This is a genomic window from Paraburkholderia dilworthii, assembly GCF_000472525.1.
In the GTDB taxonomy this organism is placed as follows: domain Bacteria; phylum Pseudomonadota; class Gammaproteobacteria; order Burkholderiales; family Burkholderiaceae; genus Paraburkholderia; species Paraburkholderia dilworthii.
The window spans coordinates 1-15,594 of sequence record NZ_AWZT01000077.1 but is presented as its reverse complement, the minus strand read 5'-3'; the positions used below and the strand labels follow the sequence as shown (position 1 = coordinate 15,594).

The following is a 15,594-nucleotide window of genomic DNA, read 5'->3' as shown; positions in this document are numbered from 1 at the left end:
TCGCGCTCAATGCTGCATTGACCTGACGGGCTTCCAGGCAGACCACGTCGAATCCTGCCTGCTGCAGCCCATACGTCAGGTACTGCGTCAATGTGCCGGCTTCGAATCCAACCGTCGAAACGTCGGAGCTGAACGAACGAAGCGCCTTTGCAATCGCGCTCACCTCTGCCGGGACCTTCATTTCATACACTACCTGGCCCTGGCCATCAACGATACAAATCGAGACGGAACGCAGCGACACATCCAGCCCAGTGTAGTAAGTCATCACAGCCTCCTTCGCACAGTTGGTTCTGCGATTTTAGGAGCGTCCGACCACCTTCTTTACCGCCCAATTACCTATGCTTCTGGCTGATTCCCGCGTACATCGCGTATTACACGCTGGTGCCGCGAGCCATCGGCGGGCGGCTCTATAGCGATTCGATGGCGCGCGTGTCGTTCATCCTGTTTCTCGTTTTCGCGATGCCGATCGGCATCCACCATCTGTTTGCCGATCCGCAGATCGGCTCGGGCTTCAAGTTTCTGCACGCGGTGTTCACTGGGATGGTGTCCGTGCCGACGCTGCTGACCGTGTTCACCATTTGCGCGTCGGTGGAAATCGCCGGCAGGCTGCGCGGCGGCAAGGGCGCGTTCGGCTGGCTCACGGCATTGCCGTGGCAGAACCCGATGATGCTCGTCGTCGCCTTTTCGTTCGTGATGCTCGGGCTCGGCGGCGCCGGCGGCCTTATCAACATGAGCTATCAGTTAAACACCACGGTGCACAACACGCAGTGGGTCACCGGGCACTTCCATCTGATCTTCGGCGGCGCAATCGTCATCATGTACTTTGCAATTGCTTATGAACTGTGGCCGCAACTCACAGGCCGCGCGATTGTGTCGATGAAACTGGTGCGCACGCAACTGTGGCTGTGGTTCATCGGCATGCTGGTGGTGACGCTGCCGTGGCATTACGTCGGCCTGCTCGGCGCGCCGCGCCGCATGGCCTACTACGACTACAAGATGCCGGGCCTCGAAGCTCAGGCGTTCTGGGTCAGCATGTCGGCGGTGGGCGGGCTGATCCTCGCCGTATCGGGCGCGCTCTTTATCTACATTCTCGCGAAGTCGCAATTCGGACCGGCGGTTCCGCAGCAAGGCTTCCGTTTCGCGAGCGCGGTGCACCCGGTGGAACGCGTGCCCGCGGCGCTTAATAGCTTCGGCTTGTGGGTCGCGTTGATGATCGGGCTTACCGTTGTCAACTACAGCGTGCCCATCGTCCAATTGCTCAGACTGCCGCAGACTTCGGTGCCGGCGGTCGTCGTCGGAGCACAGCGATGAACCAGGAACGCGTCTTCAGTTTGCGCAATCCGTGGTTTACGGTGAGCGTTGCGGGCACGCTGGCGCTTGCCGTCGTGTCGATATTGATCGGCTTCATCTGGCTGCCGTCAGCCAACAGCGCATTCGCGAACCGCAGCTTGTGGGCAACGATTTGCGGCGCCGCGGGCGCGCCGTCGAGCTGGTATAGCGGCGCCAACATCGCAGGGCCGGCGCCGAGCGATGTCGTCGTCTTGCCGCCGTTGCGGCGCGTGCGAGCCGACGCGGATTCGATCGGCCGCGGGGCGACCATTGCCACGCAGAATTGCTCGATGTGTCACGGCGTGCTCGGCACGGTGCAGATCACCGCGCCCGCGCTGGCTGGTCAATATGCGGACGTCGTCTACAAGGAGTTGCGCGATTATCAGCAGGGCGTGCGGCAAAACGCGGTGATGCAGCCGATCGTCGCCGCTCGCAGCGATCAGGACCTGCACGATCTCGCGGCTTACTACGCGTCGCTGCCGCGCGGTCCGGCAGCGGAAGTCGCGCCCACCGGCAGTACGCCCGATGCGAACGCCGTACGGCTCGCGATGCAGGGCGACCCGCAGCGCAATATCGCGCCGTGTGCGGCATGCCACGGACAGCTCGACCGCAAGGGTTCGGCGCCGTGGCTCGGCGGCCAGTCGTCGATCTACCTCGCTGCGCAGATGCGGGCGTTTGCTTCGGGTGCACGTCGCAACGACATCAACGAGCAGATGCGCAATGTCACCCGGCAGATGACATCGGCGGAGATCGATAGTCTCGCGAGGTATTACGCAGCCATGCAGTAGACCGAACGATTCGCGTGTGTGGCGATGCGGCACGGCACGCGCCGCGAGGCAAACGCAAGTCGCCCGCGAACCGATCAAGCGGCGGCCAGTTCGTCCGCGTTATTCGTCGCACGCTTCGTCACAACGCTCTGCGAGTTACGCGAGCCCGCCAAGGCCCGCGACGACGATCCGCCTTCCGTCTGGAACACGGCCACTGCCGATGTCAGCCTTCTCGCCTGCTCCTCAAGAGAACTCGCCGCCGCCGCGGCTTGTTCGACGAGCGCGGCGTTCTGCTGCGTGACCTCATCCATTTGCGCGACGGCGAGATTGACCTGATCGATGCCGGTGCTCTGCTCGGTCGCCGCTGCGGCGATCTCGCCCATGATCGAACTGACGCGCGAGATGGCCTGGACGATCTCGGTCATCGTCGAGCCCGAGCGCTCGACCAGGTGCGAGCCGTTCTCGACGCGCGTGGTCGACGCTTCGATCAACGCCTTGATTTCCTTCGCAGCCGCGGCGCTTCGCTGCGCCAGCGAACGCACCTCGCTCGCAACAACCGCAAAACCGCGGCCCTGCTCGCCAGCGCGCGCGGCCTCGACCGCCGCGTTCAGCGCGAGAATGTTCGTCTGAAACGCGATCCCTTCGATCACACCGACAATGTCCGCAATGCGCCGCGAGTCGTCGACGATCTCGTGCATCGTACCCACCACCTGCTCGGCCAATTCACCGCCCTGAGCGGCGAGCGTCGACGCGCCCTGCGCGAGCGAACTCGCCTGCTTCGCGTTGTCCGCCGTTTGCTTGACCGTCGACGTGAGCTGTTCGATGCTCGCCGCCGTTTCTTCGAGCGATGCAGCCTGTTCTTCCGTACGTTGCGACAGATCCGTATTGCCCGCGGCGATTTCGCTGACGCCGCTGTCGATGGATTCCGTGCCCTGACGCACCGAGTTCACCGTCGCGATCAGCGACTCCTGCATCTTGCGCAGCGCGGCGGCGAGGCGTCCCATTTCGTTGTTGCTCGTCACGACAATCTGGCCGGTCAAGTCTCCGTTGGCGATCCGCTGAAACTGGGCGATGGTGGCATCGACCGGACTTACGATTGCGCGCACCAGCACCGCTCGGCCGAGCAGCGAACCGAGCAGCGAAATCACAATTCCGATGGCCACGGTCACGCTGATTGCGTAAAAGAGATCTTGTGCACTCTGGTAGCGCTGCGCGGCGTGATCGAGCTGCAGCTGCTCGAGCGCGAGCATCGCTTTTTCGAACGCGCTGTACAGAGACGGCAGTTTCTTCGCCTGCAATTGCTGGAACGTGGGCCGGTCGCCCGCCTTCAGCGCGGAGAGCGCGGGCTCGACCCCTTCGCGCAGGAACGTGTTGCGTTTGTCCTGCATGTCCTTGATGAGGCGCTGTTCATCGGCTCCTGTGCTCGCACGGCTCATATACTGGGCAAGCCGCTCGTTCGATGCTTTCTGGTACTGATCGAAACGCTTGAGCACGGCATTCGCGCCGTCCTCATCATTAAGATCGACGAGCGATGCATAAGTGGCGAGTGCGAGGCGCAGGCGCAACAGCTGGCCGGCGCTCCCCTCGAGGTCGGCAACTGCCGGGGTATCGACGGTATACATCTGCTGCAGCGACGCGTTGCTGGAGCGCAGCGACAGAAGCCCCGCTGCGGCGCCGAGCAACAGCGCGGCGGCAAAGAACGCGATCATGAGGGTAAGGCAACTGCGAATCGACAGATTTTTCAGCATCGGGCTAGTCTCCATTGGGGCCGCCTGACCGAACGTTCAGTGAGATGCGCCTCGGCCACGCATGCTGCGCCCAGGCCCATTTGGCATGGTCCGCAACTTTTTTGTCAGAATTTAAGCGAATGCCACAGATAGGGACTACGGCCGATCTTCTGAAAACTTTATGGTCGATGCCGTACGCTTTTGCGTCACATCAAATTACATGCGGCGGCAAGCTGCCCTGGCAAGCAGGCGGTAGCGGGACTGCCCGAGCCTCGGGCGTCCTGGCCAGGATGATTGACCCTCGACGTATGTCACAGGAGCATTTTTATGTCGGAAATAGGCTCGGCTCTGCTGGTTTTCCTTCTCCTGCTCACGGCGACGGGGCTCGGCGTATGGGCGCGGCCGCTTCTGCCCGAAGAACACAAGGCACACGAAACCGTGCAGCTCGTGCAACTGGTGATCGGCATGCTCGTGACATTCGCCGCGCTGGTGCTCGGTTTGATGACGGCGTCGGCGAAATCGAGCTTCGACACGGCAGCGAACGATCTGCGCACCTATGCCGCGGACATCATCGAACTGGACATGACGTTGAGGGATTACGGCAGCGACACCGACGCGGCGCGCAATCTCTTGCGCGTCTACACGGCTGCGGCAATTGCATCGACGTGGCCGCGCGAACCGGCTCCCACGGGCGACTATCCGAGAGGTCTCGGCTCGCCGGATAACTCGCAACGGCTGGAAAACGTGCGGCTCGGCGCAATGCTGACGTCGGTGGGCCGGCAATTGCGCGAGTTGCGCGCGCATGACCCACTACAACAGCACGCACTCGACGATGGCCTGACACAATTTCACCGCGTGGTGGATGCGCGCTGGAAGATTATCGAGGAAGCGCACAGTTCGATCTCGCAGCCATTCTTCAAGACGCTGACGTTCTGGCTTTGCGTGATTTTTCTGAGCTTCGGACTGATTGCGCCTCGCAATGCGCTGGCGCTCGTGACTATTTCGCTTGGGGCCGTATCCATTGCGTCGGCGATCTACGTGATCGTCGATCTGGACACCCCGCTGACCGGGCCGATCATGATTTCCAGCTTGCCGATGCGCGATGCGCTGGAGCATTTGAGACGGTAGTGGCCAGTCGAAATGAAAAAACCCCGCTGAAGAAGCGGGGTTTTTGTGGTGGTTTGGCGCAAGGTGCGGTCAGAACGGAATGTCGTCATCCATTTCATCAAAGCCGCCGCCGGCCGGCGCGCTCGGACGGCTCGAACCGCCACCGCTTGCGCCGCCACCGCTGCCGCCACGCGAACCGCCGCCCGACATCGCACGGCCGCCGCCGCCACCACCGCCGCCACCACTACGCTCCGACGGTTCGCCACGGCTGTAGCCGCCTTCGTCGCCACCGCCCATCGAGCCGCCGCGGCCGCCCAGCATCTGCATCTGCTCGGCGACGATTTCCGTCGAGTAACGATCGGTGCCGTCCTGCGCCTGCCACTTGCGAGTGCGAATGCGCCCTTCCAGGTAGACCGACGAGCCCTTCTTCAGATATTCGGATACGATTTCGGCGAGGCGGCCGAAGAACGACACGCGGTGCCATTCGGTGGCTTCCTTCATCTCACCGGACGTCTTGTCCTTGTACCGATCCGTCGTTGCAAGGCGGATATTCGCCACTGCGTCGCCGCTCGGAAGATAACGGACTTCCGGATCGGCTCCGAGATTGCCGACGAGAATGACCTTGTTCACGGATGCCATGAGTTTCTCCTGTTGATTCCATTTCGGGCGGCTCGGCAACGCAGTTCGCGTCTCATGGCCGGCGGGCCCGAGATCAGAAGTGCGCCTCTGCCCGCCGCCGGGTGAGTTCCAAGTGACGCCGGGACAGGCCCGAGCCCGCCACGGGTGTTCTGCGAACGTTTCGCGAATGATCCGCGACTGATCGGCGAGTGTTCCGAACTATGCTTTGCGCGGCGGCTGCTTCATCTTTGCGGCGATTATAAGCCAGCAAAAGACGAGCCCCGAGCAGGTGAAAAAGACCGCGCTCTGGCCATCCACTTTCAGCAGCCAGCCGCCGATCATGCCGCCGAGCGCAAGACCGATGGACTGCGTGGTGTTGTACACGCCGGCTGCCGCGCCCTTGCGGGTGCCCGGCGCCAGCTTCGACACCAGCGAAGGCTGCGACGCCTCCAGAATATTGAAGCCCAGGAAGTACACAAAAAGGATCGCCGCCACACTCAGAATCGTATGCGGAGCCACGCCCAATAACAACTGTCCGATCAGGATAAGAGCAATGGCGGACAGCAGCACAATTTTCATTTTTCCGCGTTTCTCAGCGGCGATGATCGCGGGCACCATCATCACGAACGACAGGCCCATGACCGGCAAATACACCTTCCAGTGCGATGCGACGGGGAGGCCGCCGGCTTCCAGAATACGCGGCACGACGAGGAACAACGCGGTCTGCGTTGCATGCAGCACGAGTACACCGAAGTTCAGACGCAACAGTTCGACGTTGTGCAGCACTTCGGCGAACGGCGCGCGCACATGTACGGGCTTCGGCGCATCGGGCACGACCCACAACACGACGCCTACAGCCAGAATCGAGAAGACGCCCACGAGCGCAAAAAGGCCGCTCATGCCGACCCAATGAAAAACGATCGGCGCGCCGACGATCGCCACCGCGAACGAAATGCCGATGCTGCCGCCGACCATCGCCATCGCCTTCGTGCGGTGCTCTTCGGCGGTGAGATCGGCAATGAATGCGATGACCGCGGACGACACCGCACCCATCCCCTGAATCACGCGGCCGACGATAATCCACGTCATGTCGTGCGCGCCCGCCGCGACAAAGCTGCCGAGCGCGAAGATCAGCAGGCCCGTAGCAATCACCGGTTTACGGCCGATCTTGTCGGAGACCCAGCCGTAAAAAATGTAGAGCATCGACTGCGTCACGCCGTACGCACCCAGCGCGATGCCGACGAGCAGGACGTTTTCGCCGCCGGGAATCGTCTTGGCGTAGATCGAGAAGACCGGCATGATCATGAAGAGACCGAGCATGCGCAGCGCGAAGATGGCGGCAAGCGACACGGTCGCGCGCAGTTCCGGCGCGCTCATGCGTGAAGAGGTGGCAGACGGATTGGACATCGAAGCGTTCTTTGAATGAGCTGGGCGGCGCACCGGGGGCGCCACAACCGGACGGCTTTCCATGAGAAGGGCTGCAAGCATGCTGCATGGCCTGGCCGCCAAACCGGGGCAGCCTTGCGGCGTTCCTTGCGGTGTTTCTCTTTTCCGGCTGCCCGCGCGCCGGACCTTCGGACCCCTTGCGCCCTTGCAGCCCCCGCGCGGTTCACGGCGCCTTGTACTCGCCGAAAACGGCCCCAGTTAGACCTTTTGCCGCTAGCGCTGAACCACGATCTTACAGCTTGCCTAAGGCCCGTTCAGGCCGTCAGGAAGCCGTAACGGCGGCCTTGAAAAGTCGTTATAGTAGCAGGTTTAGCCTCTTCCTCTTTCCGCAGTTCATGGAATAAATCCGTGGAACAAATCCGTATTCGTGGGGCTCGCACCCACAACCTGAAGAACGTCAATCTCGACCTACCACGTCATAAGCTCGTCGTTATTACCGGACTTTCCGGCTCGGGGAAATCGTCGCTCGCGTTCGACACGCTCTATGCGGAAGGACAGCGGCGCTACGTCGAAAGCCTGTCCGCTTACGCGCGCCAGTTCTTGCAATTGATGGAAAAGCCCGACGTCGATCTGATCGAAGGTCTGTCGCCGGCGATCTCGATCGAGCAGAAGGCTACGTCGCACAATCCGCGCTCCACGGTCGGCACCGTCACCGAAATTCACGACTATCTGCGGCTATTGTTCGCACGGGTCGGCACCCCCTACTGCCCGGACCACGAGATTCCGCTCGAAGCGCAAAGCGTGTCGCAAATGGTCGACGCGGCGCTCGCGCTGCCGGAAGAAACGAAGCTGATGATCCTCGCGCCGGTCGTCGCCGACCGCAAGGGCGAGCACGTCGAGTTGTTCGAGGAAATGCAGGCGCAGGGCTTCATCCGTTTTCGCGTGCGCTCGGGCGGCGGCACGGCGAACGAAGGCGCGGCGAAAATCTATGACGTCGACTCGCTGCCGAAGCTGAAGAAGAACGACAAGCACACGATCGACGTGGTGGTCGACCGCCTGAAGGTGCGGCCGGACATGAAGCAGCGCCTCGCGGAATCGTTCGAAACGGCACTGCGTCTCGCCGACGGCCGCGCGATTGCGCTCGAAATGGATACGGAAAAGCAGCATCTGTTCAGCTCGAAGTTCGCATGCCCGATCTGCTCGTATTCGCTGCAGGAACTGGAGCCGCGACTCTTCTCGTTCAACAATCCGATGGGCGCATGTCCTGAGTGCGACGGCCTCGGCCAGATCACGTTCTTCGATCCGAAGCGGGTGGTCGCGCATCCGTCGCTGTCGCTCGCAGCGGGCGCGGTGAAGGGCTGGGACCGGCGCAACCAGTTCTACTTCCAGATGCTGCAAAGCCTGGCGGCGTTTTACGACTTCGATATCGACACAGCCGTCGAAGACCTGCCCGAAAAAGTCCGCAAGATCCTGCTGTTCGGCTCGGGCAAGCAGGAAATTCCGTTCTCGTACATCAACGAGCGCGGCCGCACGTCGGTCCGCGAGCATGTGTTCGAGGGCATCATCCCGAATCTGGAGCGGCGTTATCGCGAGACAGATTCGGCGGCGGTGCGTGAAGAGCTCGCGAAGTATCAGAACAATCAGCCGTGCCCCGCGTGCGCGGGCACGCGCCTGCGCCGCGAAGCGCGCTTCGTACGCATCGGCGCGGACGGCGACGCGCGCGGCATCTTCGAAATCAGCGGCTGGCCGTTGCGCGACGCGCTCGGCTATTTCCAGACGCTGCGACTCGAAGGCTCGAAGCGCGAGATCGCCGATAAGGTGGTGAAAGAGATCGTCGCGCGGCTCATGTTCCTGAACAACGTGGGGCTCGATTATCTGTCGCTGGAACGCAGTGCCGAAACGTTGTCGGGCGGCGAGGCGCAGCGCATTCGCCTCGCGTCGCAGATCGGCTCGGGCCTCACCGGCGTGATGTACGTGCTCGACGAGCCGTCCATTGGCCTGCATCAGCGGGACAACGACCGGCTGATCTCCACGCTCAAGCATCTGCGCGATCTCGGCAACTCGGTGATCGTCGTCGAACACGACGAAGACATGATCCGCATGGCCGACTACGTGGTCGACATGGGCCCCGGCGCCGGCGAGCACGGCGGCATGGTGATCGCCGAGGGCACACCCAAACAGGTGCAGGGCAACCCGGCGTCCATGACGGGGCAGTACATGTCCGGCGCGCGCACCATCGAGTATCCGGACGAGCGCAAGGATCCGGACGAGCGGCGTCTGCGCATCGTCGAGGCGCACGGCAACAATCTGCGGCACGTCACACTCGACCTGCCGGTGGGGCTGCTCACCTGCGTGACCGGCGTATCGGGTTCCGGCAAGTCGACGCTCATCAACGACACGCTGTATCACGCGGTCTCGCATCACCTGTATGGTTCATCGACGGAGCCGGCGCCGTATGAATCCATCGAGGGTCTGGAGCATTTCGACAAGGTCATCAACGTCGACCAGTCGCCGATCGGCCGCACGCCGCGCTCGAATCCGGCCACCTACACGGGCCTCTTCACGCCGATCCGCGAACTGTTTGCAGGCGTGCCCGCTGCGAAGGAACGCGGCTACGACCCGGGCCGTTTCTCGTTCAACGTGAAGGGCGGGCGCTGCGAGTCCTGCCAGGGCGACGGCGTGCTGAAGGTCGAGATGCACTTTCTGCCGGACGTCTATGTGCCGTGCGACGTCTGCCACGGCAAGCGCTATAACCGCGAAACGCTGGACGTGCAGTACAAAGGCAAGAACGTCAGCGAAGTGCTCGACATGACGGTCGAGCACGCGTACGAGTTCTTCAAGCCGGTGCCGGTCGTTGCGCGCAAGCTGAAAACCCTGCTCGATGTCGGCCTCGGCTATATCCGGCTAGGTCAGTCGGCGACCACCTTGTCGGGCGGAGAGGCGCAGCGGGTCAAACTATCTTTGGAACTGAGCAAACGCGATACGGGTCGCACGCTATACATTCTCGACGAACCCACCACTGGTTTGCACTTTCATGACATCGCGCTGCTGCTCGAAGTTATTCATCGGTTACGCGACCAGGGTAATACCGTCGTGATCATCGAGCATAATCTCGATGTAATCAAAACCGCCGACTGGGTCATCGACATGGGTCCGGAAGGCGGTGCGGGCGGCGGCCAGATCATCGCCCAAGGCACGCCCGAGCAGATCGCGAAGTCCAAAGCAAGTTTTACCGGTAGATATCTGGCGCCTCTGCTGAAACGCGCGGCCAGTAAAAAGTAACGCTGCACAACACGGGTTGGAGACGGATAAGCCATGACCAAGCGGAATCAGGCGCGCGAAGACGGGCAAGTAGAGGATCTACGTCCACGCCCGGTCAGGCTGACCAGCAACATGAGCCTGCCCAAGCTCTCGGCGGTCGAAATCGGCAGTTATGTGCTGATGCTGTTCGGCATGTGGGCGGTGATCGAACTCCAGCTGCTCGGCGCGCTGCTCGCCGGGCTTCTGGTGTTCCAGCTGGTGCATACGATGGCGCCGCGCATCGAGCGCCATATGTCGAGCGGGCGGGCGCGCTGGCTGGCAGTGGTGATTCTGTCGGTCGTGATCGTGGGCGTGCTGACGGCTCTCACGCTCGGCATCATCGAACATTTCGAAAACGACGTGCCAAGTGTCCAGAGGCTCCTCGATCAGGCCATGCAGTTGATCGATCAGGCGCGCGGGCGGATTCCGCAATTCATCGCGAGCTCGCTGCCGGTGGACACCGAGCAGATGAAAACCAAAGCCGCCGAGTTGATGCAGACGCACGCCAACATGCTGCAGCAAAGCGGCAAGACCGCGGCGCGTGCGTTCACGCACATTCTGATCGGCATGATCATCGGCGCCATTATCGCGGTGAGTGCGCAAAAGCATATGCAGCGGCTGCCGCTGTCCACGGCTTTCGTCACGCGCGTGACCCGTTTCGCCGACGCCTTCCGCCGTATCGTGTTCGCGCAGGTGAAAATCTCCGCGATCAACGCGGTCTTCACTGGCATCTTCCTGCTCATCGTTCTGCCGATCTTTCACGACCAGTTGCCGTTGTCCAAAACGCTGGTGCTGGTCACCTTCATCGTCGGCTTGCTGCCGGTGATCGGCAATCTGATCTCGAACACGATCATCGTCGCGGTGGCGCTCTCAGTGAGCTTTCCCGCGGCAGTCATGGCGCTTGCGTTTCTGATCCTGATTCACAAGCTCGAGTACTTTTTGAACGCGCGGATCGTCGGCGGGCAGATCGAGGCGCGCGCGTGGGAACTGCTCGTAGCGATGCTCGTCATGGAAGCAGCGTTCGGCTTGCCCGGTGTGGTCGCAGCACCGATTTTCTATGCGTATATCAAGCGCGAACTGATCTATCTACGGCTGGTTTGAGCTTGCAATGCCGCGACACGCAGCGGCATTACACAGCGCTCAAACCACAACGAAAAGCGGCACCGCGGCGCCGCTTTTTTCGTACTCAGAAGTCGATGCGCGCGTTCAGCGACAACGTGCGCGGGTCGCCCGGCGTCAAATAATCCGCGTATTGGTACTCCCAGTAGCGGCGGTTCAGCAGGTTATCGATTGCTGCGCGGAACGTCACGTCATAGCCGCCGATGCGCGTCGCGTAGCTTGCGCCCAGATTCACCAGCATATAGCCCGGCGCGTTCAGGCTGGCCGACGGGCGCACGTTCGTATTGCCCGTGAACTTGGCGTCGGCGCCGATGCGCAGCCCCGGCACATACGGCACCGAGTAAGTCGCATGGCCCGCGACGACGAATTGCGGCGCGCCCGCGACGCGGTTGCCGTTATTGGCCGCGCCGCGCTCGTACTTCGTGTTGATCCACATGAGGTCGCCGCCCACGTTCCAGTTCGCGCCGAGACGCACATCGCCGCCCATCTCGATGCCCTGGAAGATCGACTCGCCGTCCTGCGTGTAGACGTTCGCGCTGTTCGCGTATGCCGCGCCGCGTTCGATGCGGAATAACGCGGCCGTCGCGCTCCAGCGCCCGTGTTCGGTCTTGATGCCCACTTCATACTGTTTGCTGCGCAACGGCTTGAGCAGTTCGCCGCGATTTGCGTAGCTGTCGCCGACGACGGTCCCCGCTTCCAGCGACTCGACATAGCTCGTGTACAACGTCGTGGTCGGCGCGAGCTTGAACATCAACGCGACGGTCGGCGTGACGACGCCGTTCTGGCTATATGTCGACGTGGTCGCGCCGGTCGTCGAGTAGCCATGCTGCTCGTAGTTGGTGTAACGCACACCGCCGAGCACCGACCAGCGCTGCGTCAACTGGATCGTATCGCTGGCAAAGAGCGCTTTCTGCGTAATGTCGCTGTCGCGGTAGGTGTAGTAGTTGGATGCGCTGTCGAACGTGTTGGTGTTCGGCTGGTAGATGTTGCCCGTGCCGATCTGGCCGAAGAAGCTGTTCGCGCCGTAGTCGTTCGTCTGACGCTGATAAGCCGCGCCGAATACCAGTTGATGCTGCAACGGTCCCGTCTTCACCTGACCTTCCGCCGACACCTGCCACAAGCTCAGCTGATGTCCTTCCTTGCCGGCGAAACGGCTGTCGGTGTAATCGCCCGCGCCGTTCAGCAGGTAGTAGGTGCTCTCGTTGCGATCGCGCGAGCTCTTGCTGTAGCTGTAGCTTGCGTTGAGCGTCCAGTCCTGCCCGAGGTTGTACTGGAGGCCCGCGGTATAGAGTTGCAGGTTCGTATTCAGATGCTGGTCGGGACCGGAGAGGTCGCCGGTGCCGCCGCTCATCGTATGCGGCAGATTGCTGCCGGTGTATTGCGCCGTCGAAACCGAGCCGGCGATGCCGGTGGAATGGCGCTCCTGATACAACGCGCCGAATGTCGCCTTCAGGTCGCGCGTAATGCGAGCGTCGAGCGCGACGGAAACCGAATCGCGCCGCACGTTGCCGTCGTTATAGGTCTTGCCTTCCTCGTGCGTCGCGTTCAGGCGATAGCCGAACATGCCGTCGGGACCGGCACGGCCGCCGAGGTCCGCGTGCTCGGTCCATACCCCATCGGTGTAGTAGCCGATGTCGACGCTGCGCACGGGCGTGGTGGAAACCGGCGGCTTCTTCGTCACGTAGTTGACCACGCCGCCAGGCGCGCCGAATCCGTACATGAAGCCGGTCAGGCCTTTGAGCAGTTCGACTTTTTCGAGTTGTTCGTACGGCATCGTGATGCCGTAGCTGTTGAACGGCATGCCGTCGATCTTGAATCCCGACTGCCAGTCGAGCTGCATGCCGCGCACCGTCAAATACGTGGCCCACGCGTTGTAGGCGTTGCCGTTGTCGGACACGGAGGCGTCGGTGGCGAACACGTCGCCGAGTTTGGACGGCTGGCGATCCTGCAACTCTTCGCTCGTGACGACGGTAGTCGAGAACGGCGTATCCAGTTGCGAGCGCGTGCCGAGCACACCGTTGCCGACGTCTTCCTTCAGATGCTGCGCCGTGTCTTGCGCCGCCGTGACCTTGACGGCCGGCAGCGCCTTTTCGTCGCTGTCCGACGACGGCGACGCAGACGGCACCTGCTGCGCCAGTGCAGCGTGACTTGCCGTCAGCGCCAGACACGCCGCCCAGTGCAACCGGCGCATCGCGCGCGTTTTCTGTGAACGCCCTACCCCGCTGTTTTTCTTCATCCTTGATCCCGTTTCTCTGATTCGCCAACGAATGAGAATCATTCCCATTTCCACAGGGACGGGATAATGCCGAAAAAATGTGCGCAGTGTAAGCTTTGCTCTGCGACATTTTGCCGCAGCAAAGTCCCGACGCACACGGGCCAACCCTTGCCCGACATAGATCCGGCAAATTTGCCGCGCCGCAATAACTTTCGTGGGCACAAATCATCTGGAGACTTGCGGCTTACAACGTGCTTCGCTTAAGATGCGAACAGTTCCTATTTACACTGTGGCTTTCGCCGTGACACGTCGTCCGCATCTACCTGTCGTCTGCTCGGCTCGCTCATGAGGCGCCAGTTTGTCCGCCTGCATCGCTGGTTCGGCGTCGCGACGGCGCTGTTCCTGTTCGTCGCGGGACTGAGCGGCGCGATCATCGCGTGGGATCACGAACTCGATGCGGCGCTCAACCCGTCGTTCTTCAAGGCGCGCACCGGCGGGCCGGCGTTATCCGGGCTGGAACTCGCCCGACGCGTCGAGGCCGCCGATCCGCGCTTGCAGGTAACGTATCTGCCGCTCGCGGCGGAGCCCGGCCATACGCTGCAGATGATGGTCCTTCCGCGCATCGATCCCGCCACGCGCGAGCCGTACAAGGTCGACTTCAACCAGATCGCCGTCGATCCCGCCACCGGCGAGATTCAGCGGCGGCGTCAATGGGGCGCGTTTTCGCTCGCGCGGATCAACCTCATTCCGTTCATCTACAAGCTGCACTACACGCTGCATTTGCCGTTCACCAGAGGTATTGACGTCGGCGTCTGGCTGATGGGCATCGTCGGGATCATCTGGTTGCTCGACAGCGTCATTGCGTTATGCCTGTCGTTTCCGAGCGTGAAGGCGTGGCGCAAGTCGTTCGCGTTTCGTTTCGGGCGCGGCGGCTATGCGCTCGCGTTCGATTTGCACCGCTCGGGCGGCGTATGGATCTGGGGCCTGCTGATGATCGTCGCGGGGACTTCGGTGTCGATGAACCTCGCGTCACCGGTCGTGCGCCCCATCGTTTCGATGTTTTCGACGCTCGCGCCGGACCCCATCAACAATCCCGAGATTCTTCGCGCGCCAAACCCGGGCGACGGCGTGCTCAGCCGGGAGCGCATTGTGCAACTGGCGGCAGAAGCCGGCAAAGCGCTTAACATCAAGGCGCCGCCGGGCGGCCTCTATTACGCGGAGTTCATGCACGCCTACGGCGTCGGCTTCTACGAGACCGGCAACGATCACGGCGACATGGGCCTCGGCAACGCGTGGATGTACTGGGATTCGGCTACCGGCAAGCTGCTCTCCAAGCAGATTCCCGGCAAGGGCACAGCCGGCGACATCTTCATGCAGGTGCAATTCCCGCTGCACTCGGGACGTATTCTGGGTGTCGGCGGACGGATTCTGATCAGTGCGGTCGGCATGGCAGTCGCCGTGCTGAGCGCGACAGGACTGCTGATCTGGCTGAAGAAGCTGAATGCGCGCCGCCGCTCGGCGCAGAAGACGCAGAAAGCGCCGGTCACGCGGGAAGCGGGCAGGACGCCCGCGCGGTCGCGGTCGCATGCAGAGATCGCGCCGGAATGAGCCGGAGGGTTGTTGGCTGCGGTGGGTAAGGTGGCCGTTGCTGGGTGGTCGGCTGGCCCGTTGCGCGGGTGTCGAGCGGGGCTGTCGAGCGGCCGTTGTCGGGCGGTGATTGCGCAGCGTGAGCCTGTCAGATTTTTAGTGTGTCGAGGTCATGAGACGATAACGGAAATAACGTCCAATGACCGAAACAACANTGACCAGGAAGAGCAAGAACCCGAAGGCGCCGAAGCTGTTCCCCNATGAGCTGATCGATCAACTGCTGGCGCAGGTGCAGAACAGGAACGCCGAGTCGGTTCTCGGGGAATCGGGCCTGGCCGGGCGACTGAAGAAGCAACTGGCTGAGCGCATGTTGGCCGCGGAGCTGACGCATCACCTGGAGAGCGAGGCGGAGCAAGGCAGCGCCGGCAACCACCGCAAC

At 62.2% G+C, this 15,594-nt stretch carries 10 protein-coding genes and 2 pseudogenes; 7 read left to right on the top strand and 5 right to left on the bottom strand.

Going from position 1 to position 15,594, the window contains the following annotated elements:
• Positions 1-265 (bottom strand): IS110 family transposase (locus F759_RS43525; RefSeq protein WP_167334052.1); only part of this gene is annotated, 265 nt, incomplete at its 3' end.
• A gap of 77 nt (positions 266-342) precedes the next feature.
• Here F759_RS43525 and F759_RS39465 point away from each other — a divergent pair.
• Positions 343-1,311: pseudogene (locus F759_RS39465) on the top strand (cbb3-type cytochrome c oxidase subunit I); the annotation flags it as partial.
• Positions 1,308-2,117, top strand: a complete 810-nt coding sequence (locus F759_RS0133550) for a c-type cytochrome (protein ID WP_027803651.1) — start codon at positions 1,308-1,310, stop codon at positions 2,115-2,117. The pseudogene F759_RS39465 and the gene F759_RS0133550, both read left to right, overlap by 4 nt.
• 74 nt (positions 2,118-2,191) lie before the next feature.
• On the opposite strand, the gene F759_RS0133545 is transcribed toward F759_RS0133550, so the two are convergent.
• Positions 2,192-3,844, bottom strand: coding sequence for a methyl-accepting chemotaxis protein (locus F759_RS0133545; protein WP_027803650.1), 1,653 nt, complete (start codon positions 3,842-3,844; stop codon positions 2,192-2,194).
• A gap of 306 nt (positions 3,845-4,150) precedes the next feature.
• Here F759_RS0133545 and F759_RS0133540 point away from each other — a divergent pair, with 306 nt between their 5' ends.
• Positions 4,151-4,951, top strand: coding sequence for a bestrophin-like domain (locus F759_RS0133540; RefSeq protein ID WP_027803649.1), 801 nt, complete (start codon positions 4,151-4,153; stop codon positions 4,949-4,951).
• 69 nt (positions 4,952-5,020) lie between these two features.
• On the opposite strand, the gene F759_RS0133535 is transcribed toward F759_RS0133540, so the two are convergent.
• Complete coding sequence (locus tag F759_RS0133535) at positions 5,021-5,569, bottom strand: single-stranded DNA-binding protein (protein WP_027803648.1); 549 nt, start codon at positions 5,567-5,569, stop codon at positions 5,021-5,023.
• Positions 5,570-5,767: 198 nt separating this feature from the next.
• Positions 5,768-6,955 (bottom strand): MFS transporter, encoded by a 1,188-nt coding sequence (locus F759_RS0133530; protein WP_152530774.1) that lies wholly within the window; start codon positions 6,953-6,955, stop codon positions 5,768-5,770.
• A gap of 387 nt (positions 6,956-7,342) precedes the next feature.
• On the opposite strand from F759_RS0133530, the gene uvrA reads away from it, so the two are divergent.
• Together uvrA and F759_RS0133520 are read left to right on the top strand one after the other, a co-directional pair.
• Complete coding sequence (gene uvrA / locus F759_RS0133525) at positions 7,343-10,216, top strand: excinuclease ABC subunit UvrA (RefSeq protein ID WP_027803646.1); 2,874 nt, start codon at positions 7,343-7,345, stop codon at positions 10,214-10,216.
• A 33-nt stretch (positions 10,217-10,249) separates the two neighbouring features.
• Complete coding sequence (locus F759_RS0133520) at positions 10,250-11,335, top strand: AI-2E family transporter (protein WP_027803645.1); 1,086 nt, start codon at positions 10,250-10,252, stop codon at positions 11,333-11,335.
• A gap of 85 nt (positions 11,336-11,420) precedes the next feature.
• On the opposite strand, the gene F759_RS0133515 is transcribed toward F759_RS0133520, so the two are convergent.
• The gene (locus F759_RS0133515; RefSeq protein ID WP_407668568.1) at positions 11,421-13,544 is read right to left on the bottom strand and encodes a TonB-dependent siderophore receptor; all 2,124 of its coding nucleotides are present in this window, start codon (positions 13,542-13,544) and stop codon (positions 11,421-11,423) included.
• Between the two features lie 369 nt (positions 13,545-13,913).
• On the opposite strand from F759_RS0133515, the gene F759_RS0133510 reads away from it, so the two are divergent.
• Positions 13,914-15,176 carry a PepSY-associated TM helix domain-containing protein gene (locus F759_RS0133510; protein ID WP_027803643.1) on the top strand — a complete coding sequence of 421 codons (1,263 nt, stop codon included), beginning with the start codon at positions 13,914-13,916 and terminating at the stop codon, positions 15,174-15,176.
• Positions 15,177-15,354: 178 nt separating this feature from the next.
• Positions 15,355-15,594, top strand: a pseudogene (locus tag F759_RS39460) (IS256 family transposase); the annotation flags it as partial.

Bases quoted from the DNA above. Each gene is read 5' to 3' on its own strand.
- F759_RS0133550 (WP_027803651.1), top strand. From the start codon at position 1,308: ATGAACCAGGAACGCGTCTTCAGTTTGCGCAATCCGTGGTTTACGGTG.
- F759_RS0133545 (WP_027803650.1), bottom strand. From the start codon at position 3,844: ATGCTGAAAAATCTGTCGATTCGCAGTTGCCTTACCCTCATGATCGCG.
- F759_RS0133540 (WP_027803649.1), top strand. From the start codon at position 4,151: ATGTCGGAAATAGGCTCGGCTCTGCTGGTTTTCCTTCTCCTGCTCACG.
- F759_RS0133535 (WP_027803648.1), bottom strand. From the start codon at position 5,569: ATGGCATCCGTGAACAAGGTCATTCTCGTCGGCAATCTCGGAGCCGAT.
- F759_RS0133530 (WP_152530774.1), bottom strand. From the start codon at position 6,955: ATGTCCAATCCGTCTGCCACCTCTTCACGCATGAGCGCGCCGGAACTG.
- F759_RS0133520 (WP_027803645.1), top strand. From the start codon at position 10,250: ATGACCAAGCGGAATCAGGCGCGCGAAGACGGGCAAGTAGAGGATCTA.
- F759_RS0133515 (WP_407668568.1), bottom strand. From the start codon at position 13,544: ATGCGCCGGTTGCACTGGGCGGCGTGTCTGGCGCTGACGGCAAGTCAC.
- F759_RS0133510 (WP_027803643.1), top strand. From the start codon at position 13,914: ATGAGGCGCCAGTTTGTCCGCCTGCATCGCTGGTTCGGCGTCGCGACG.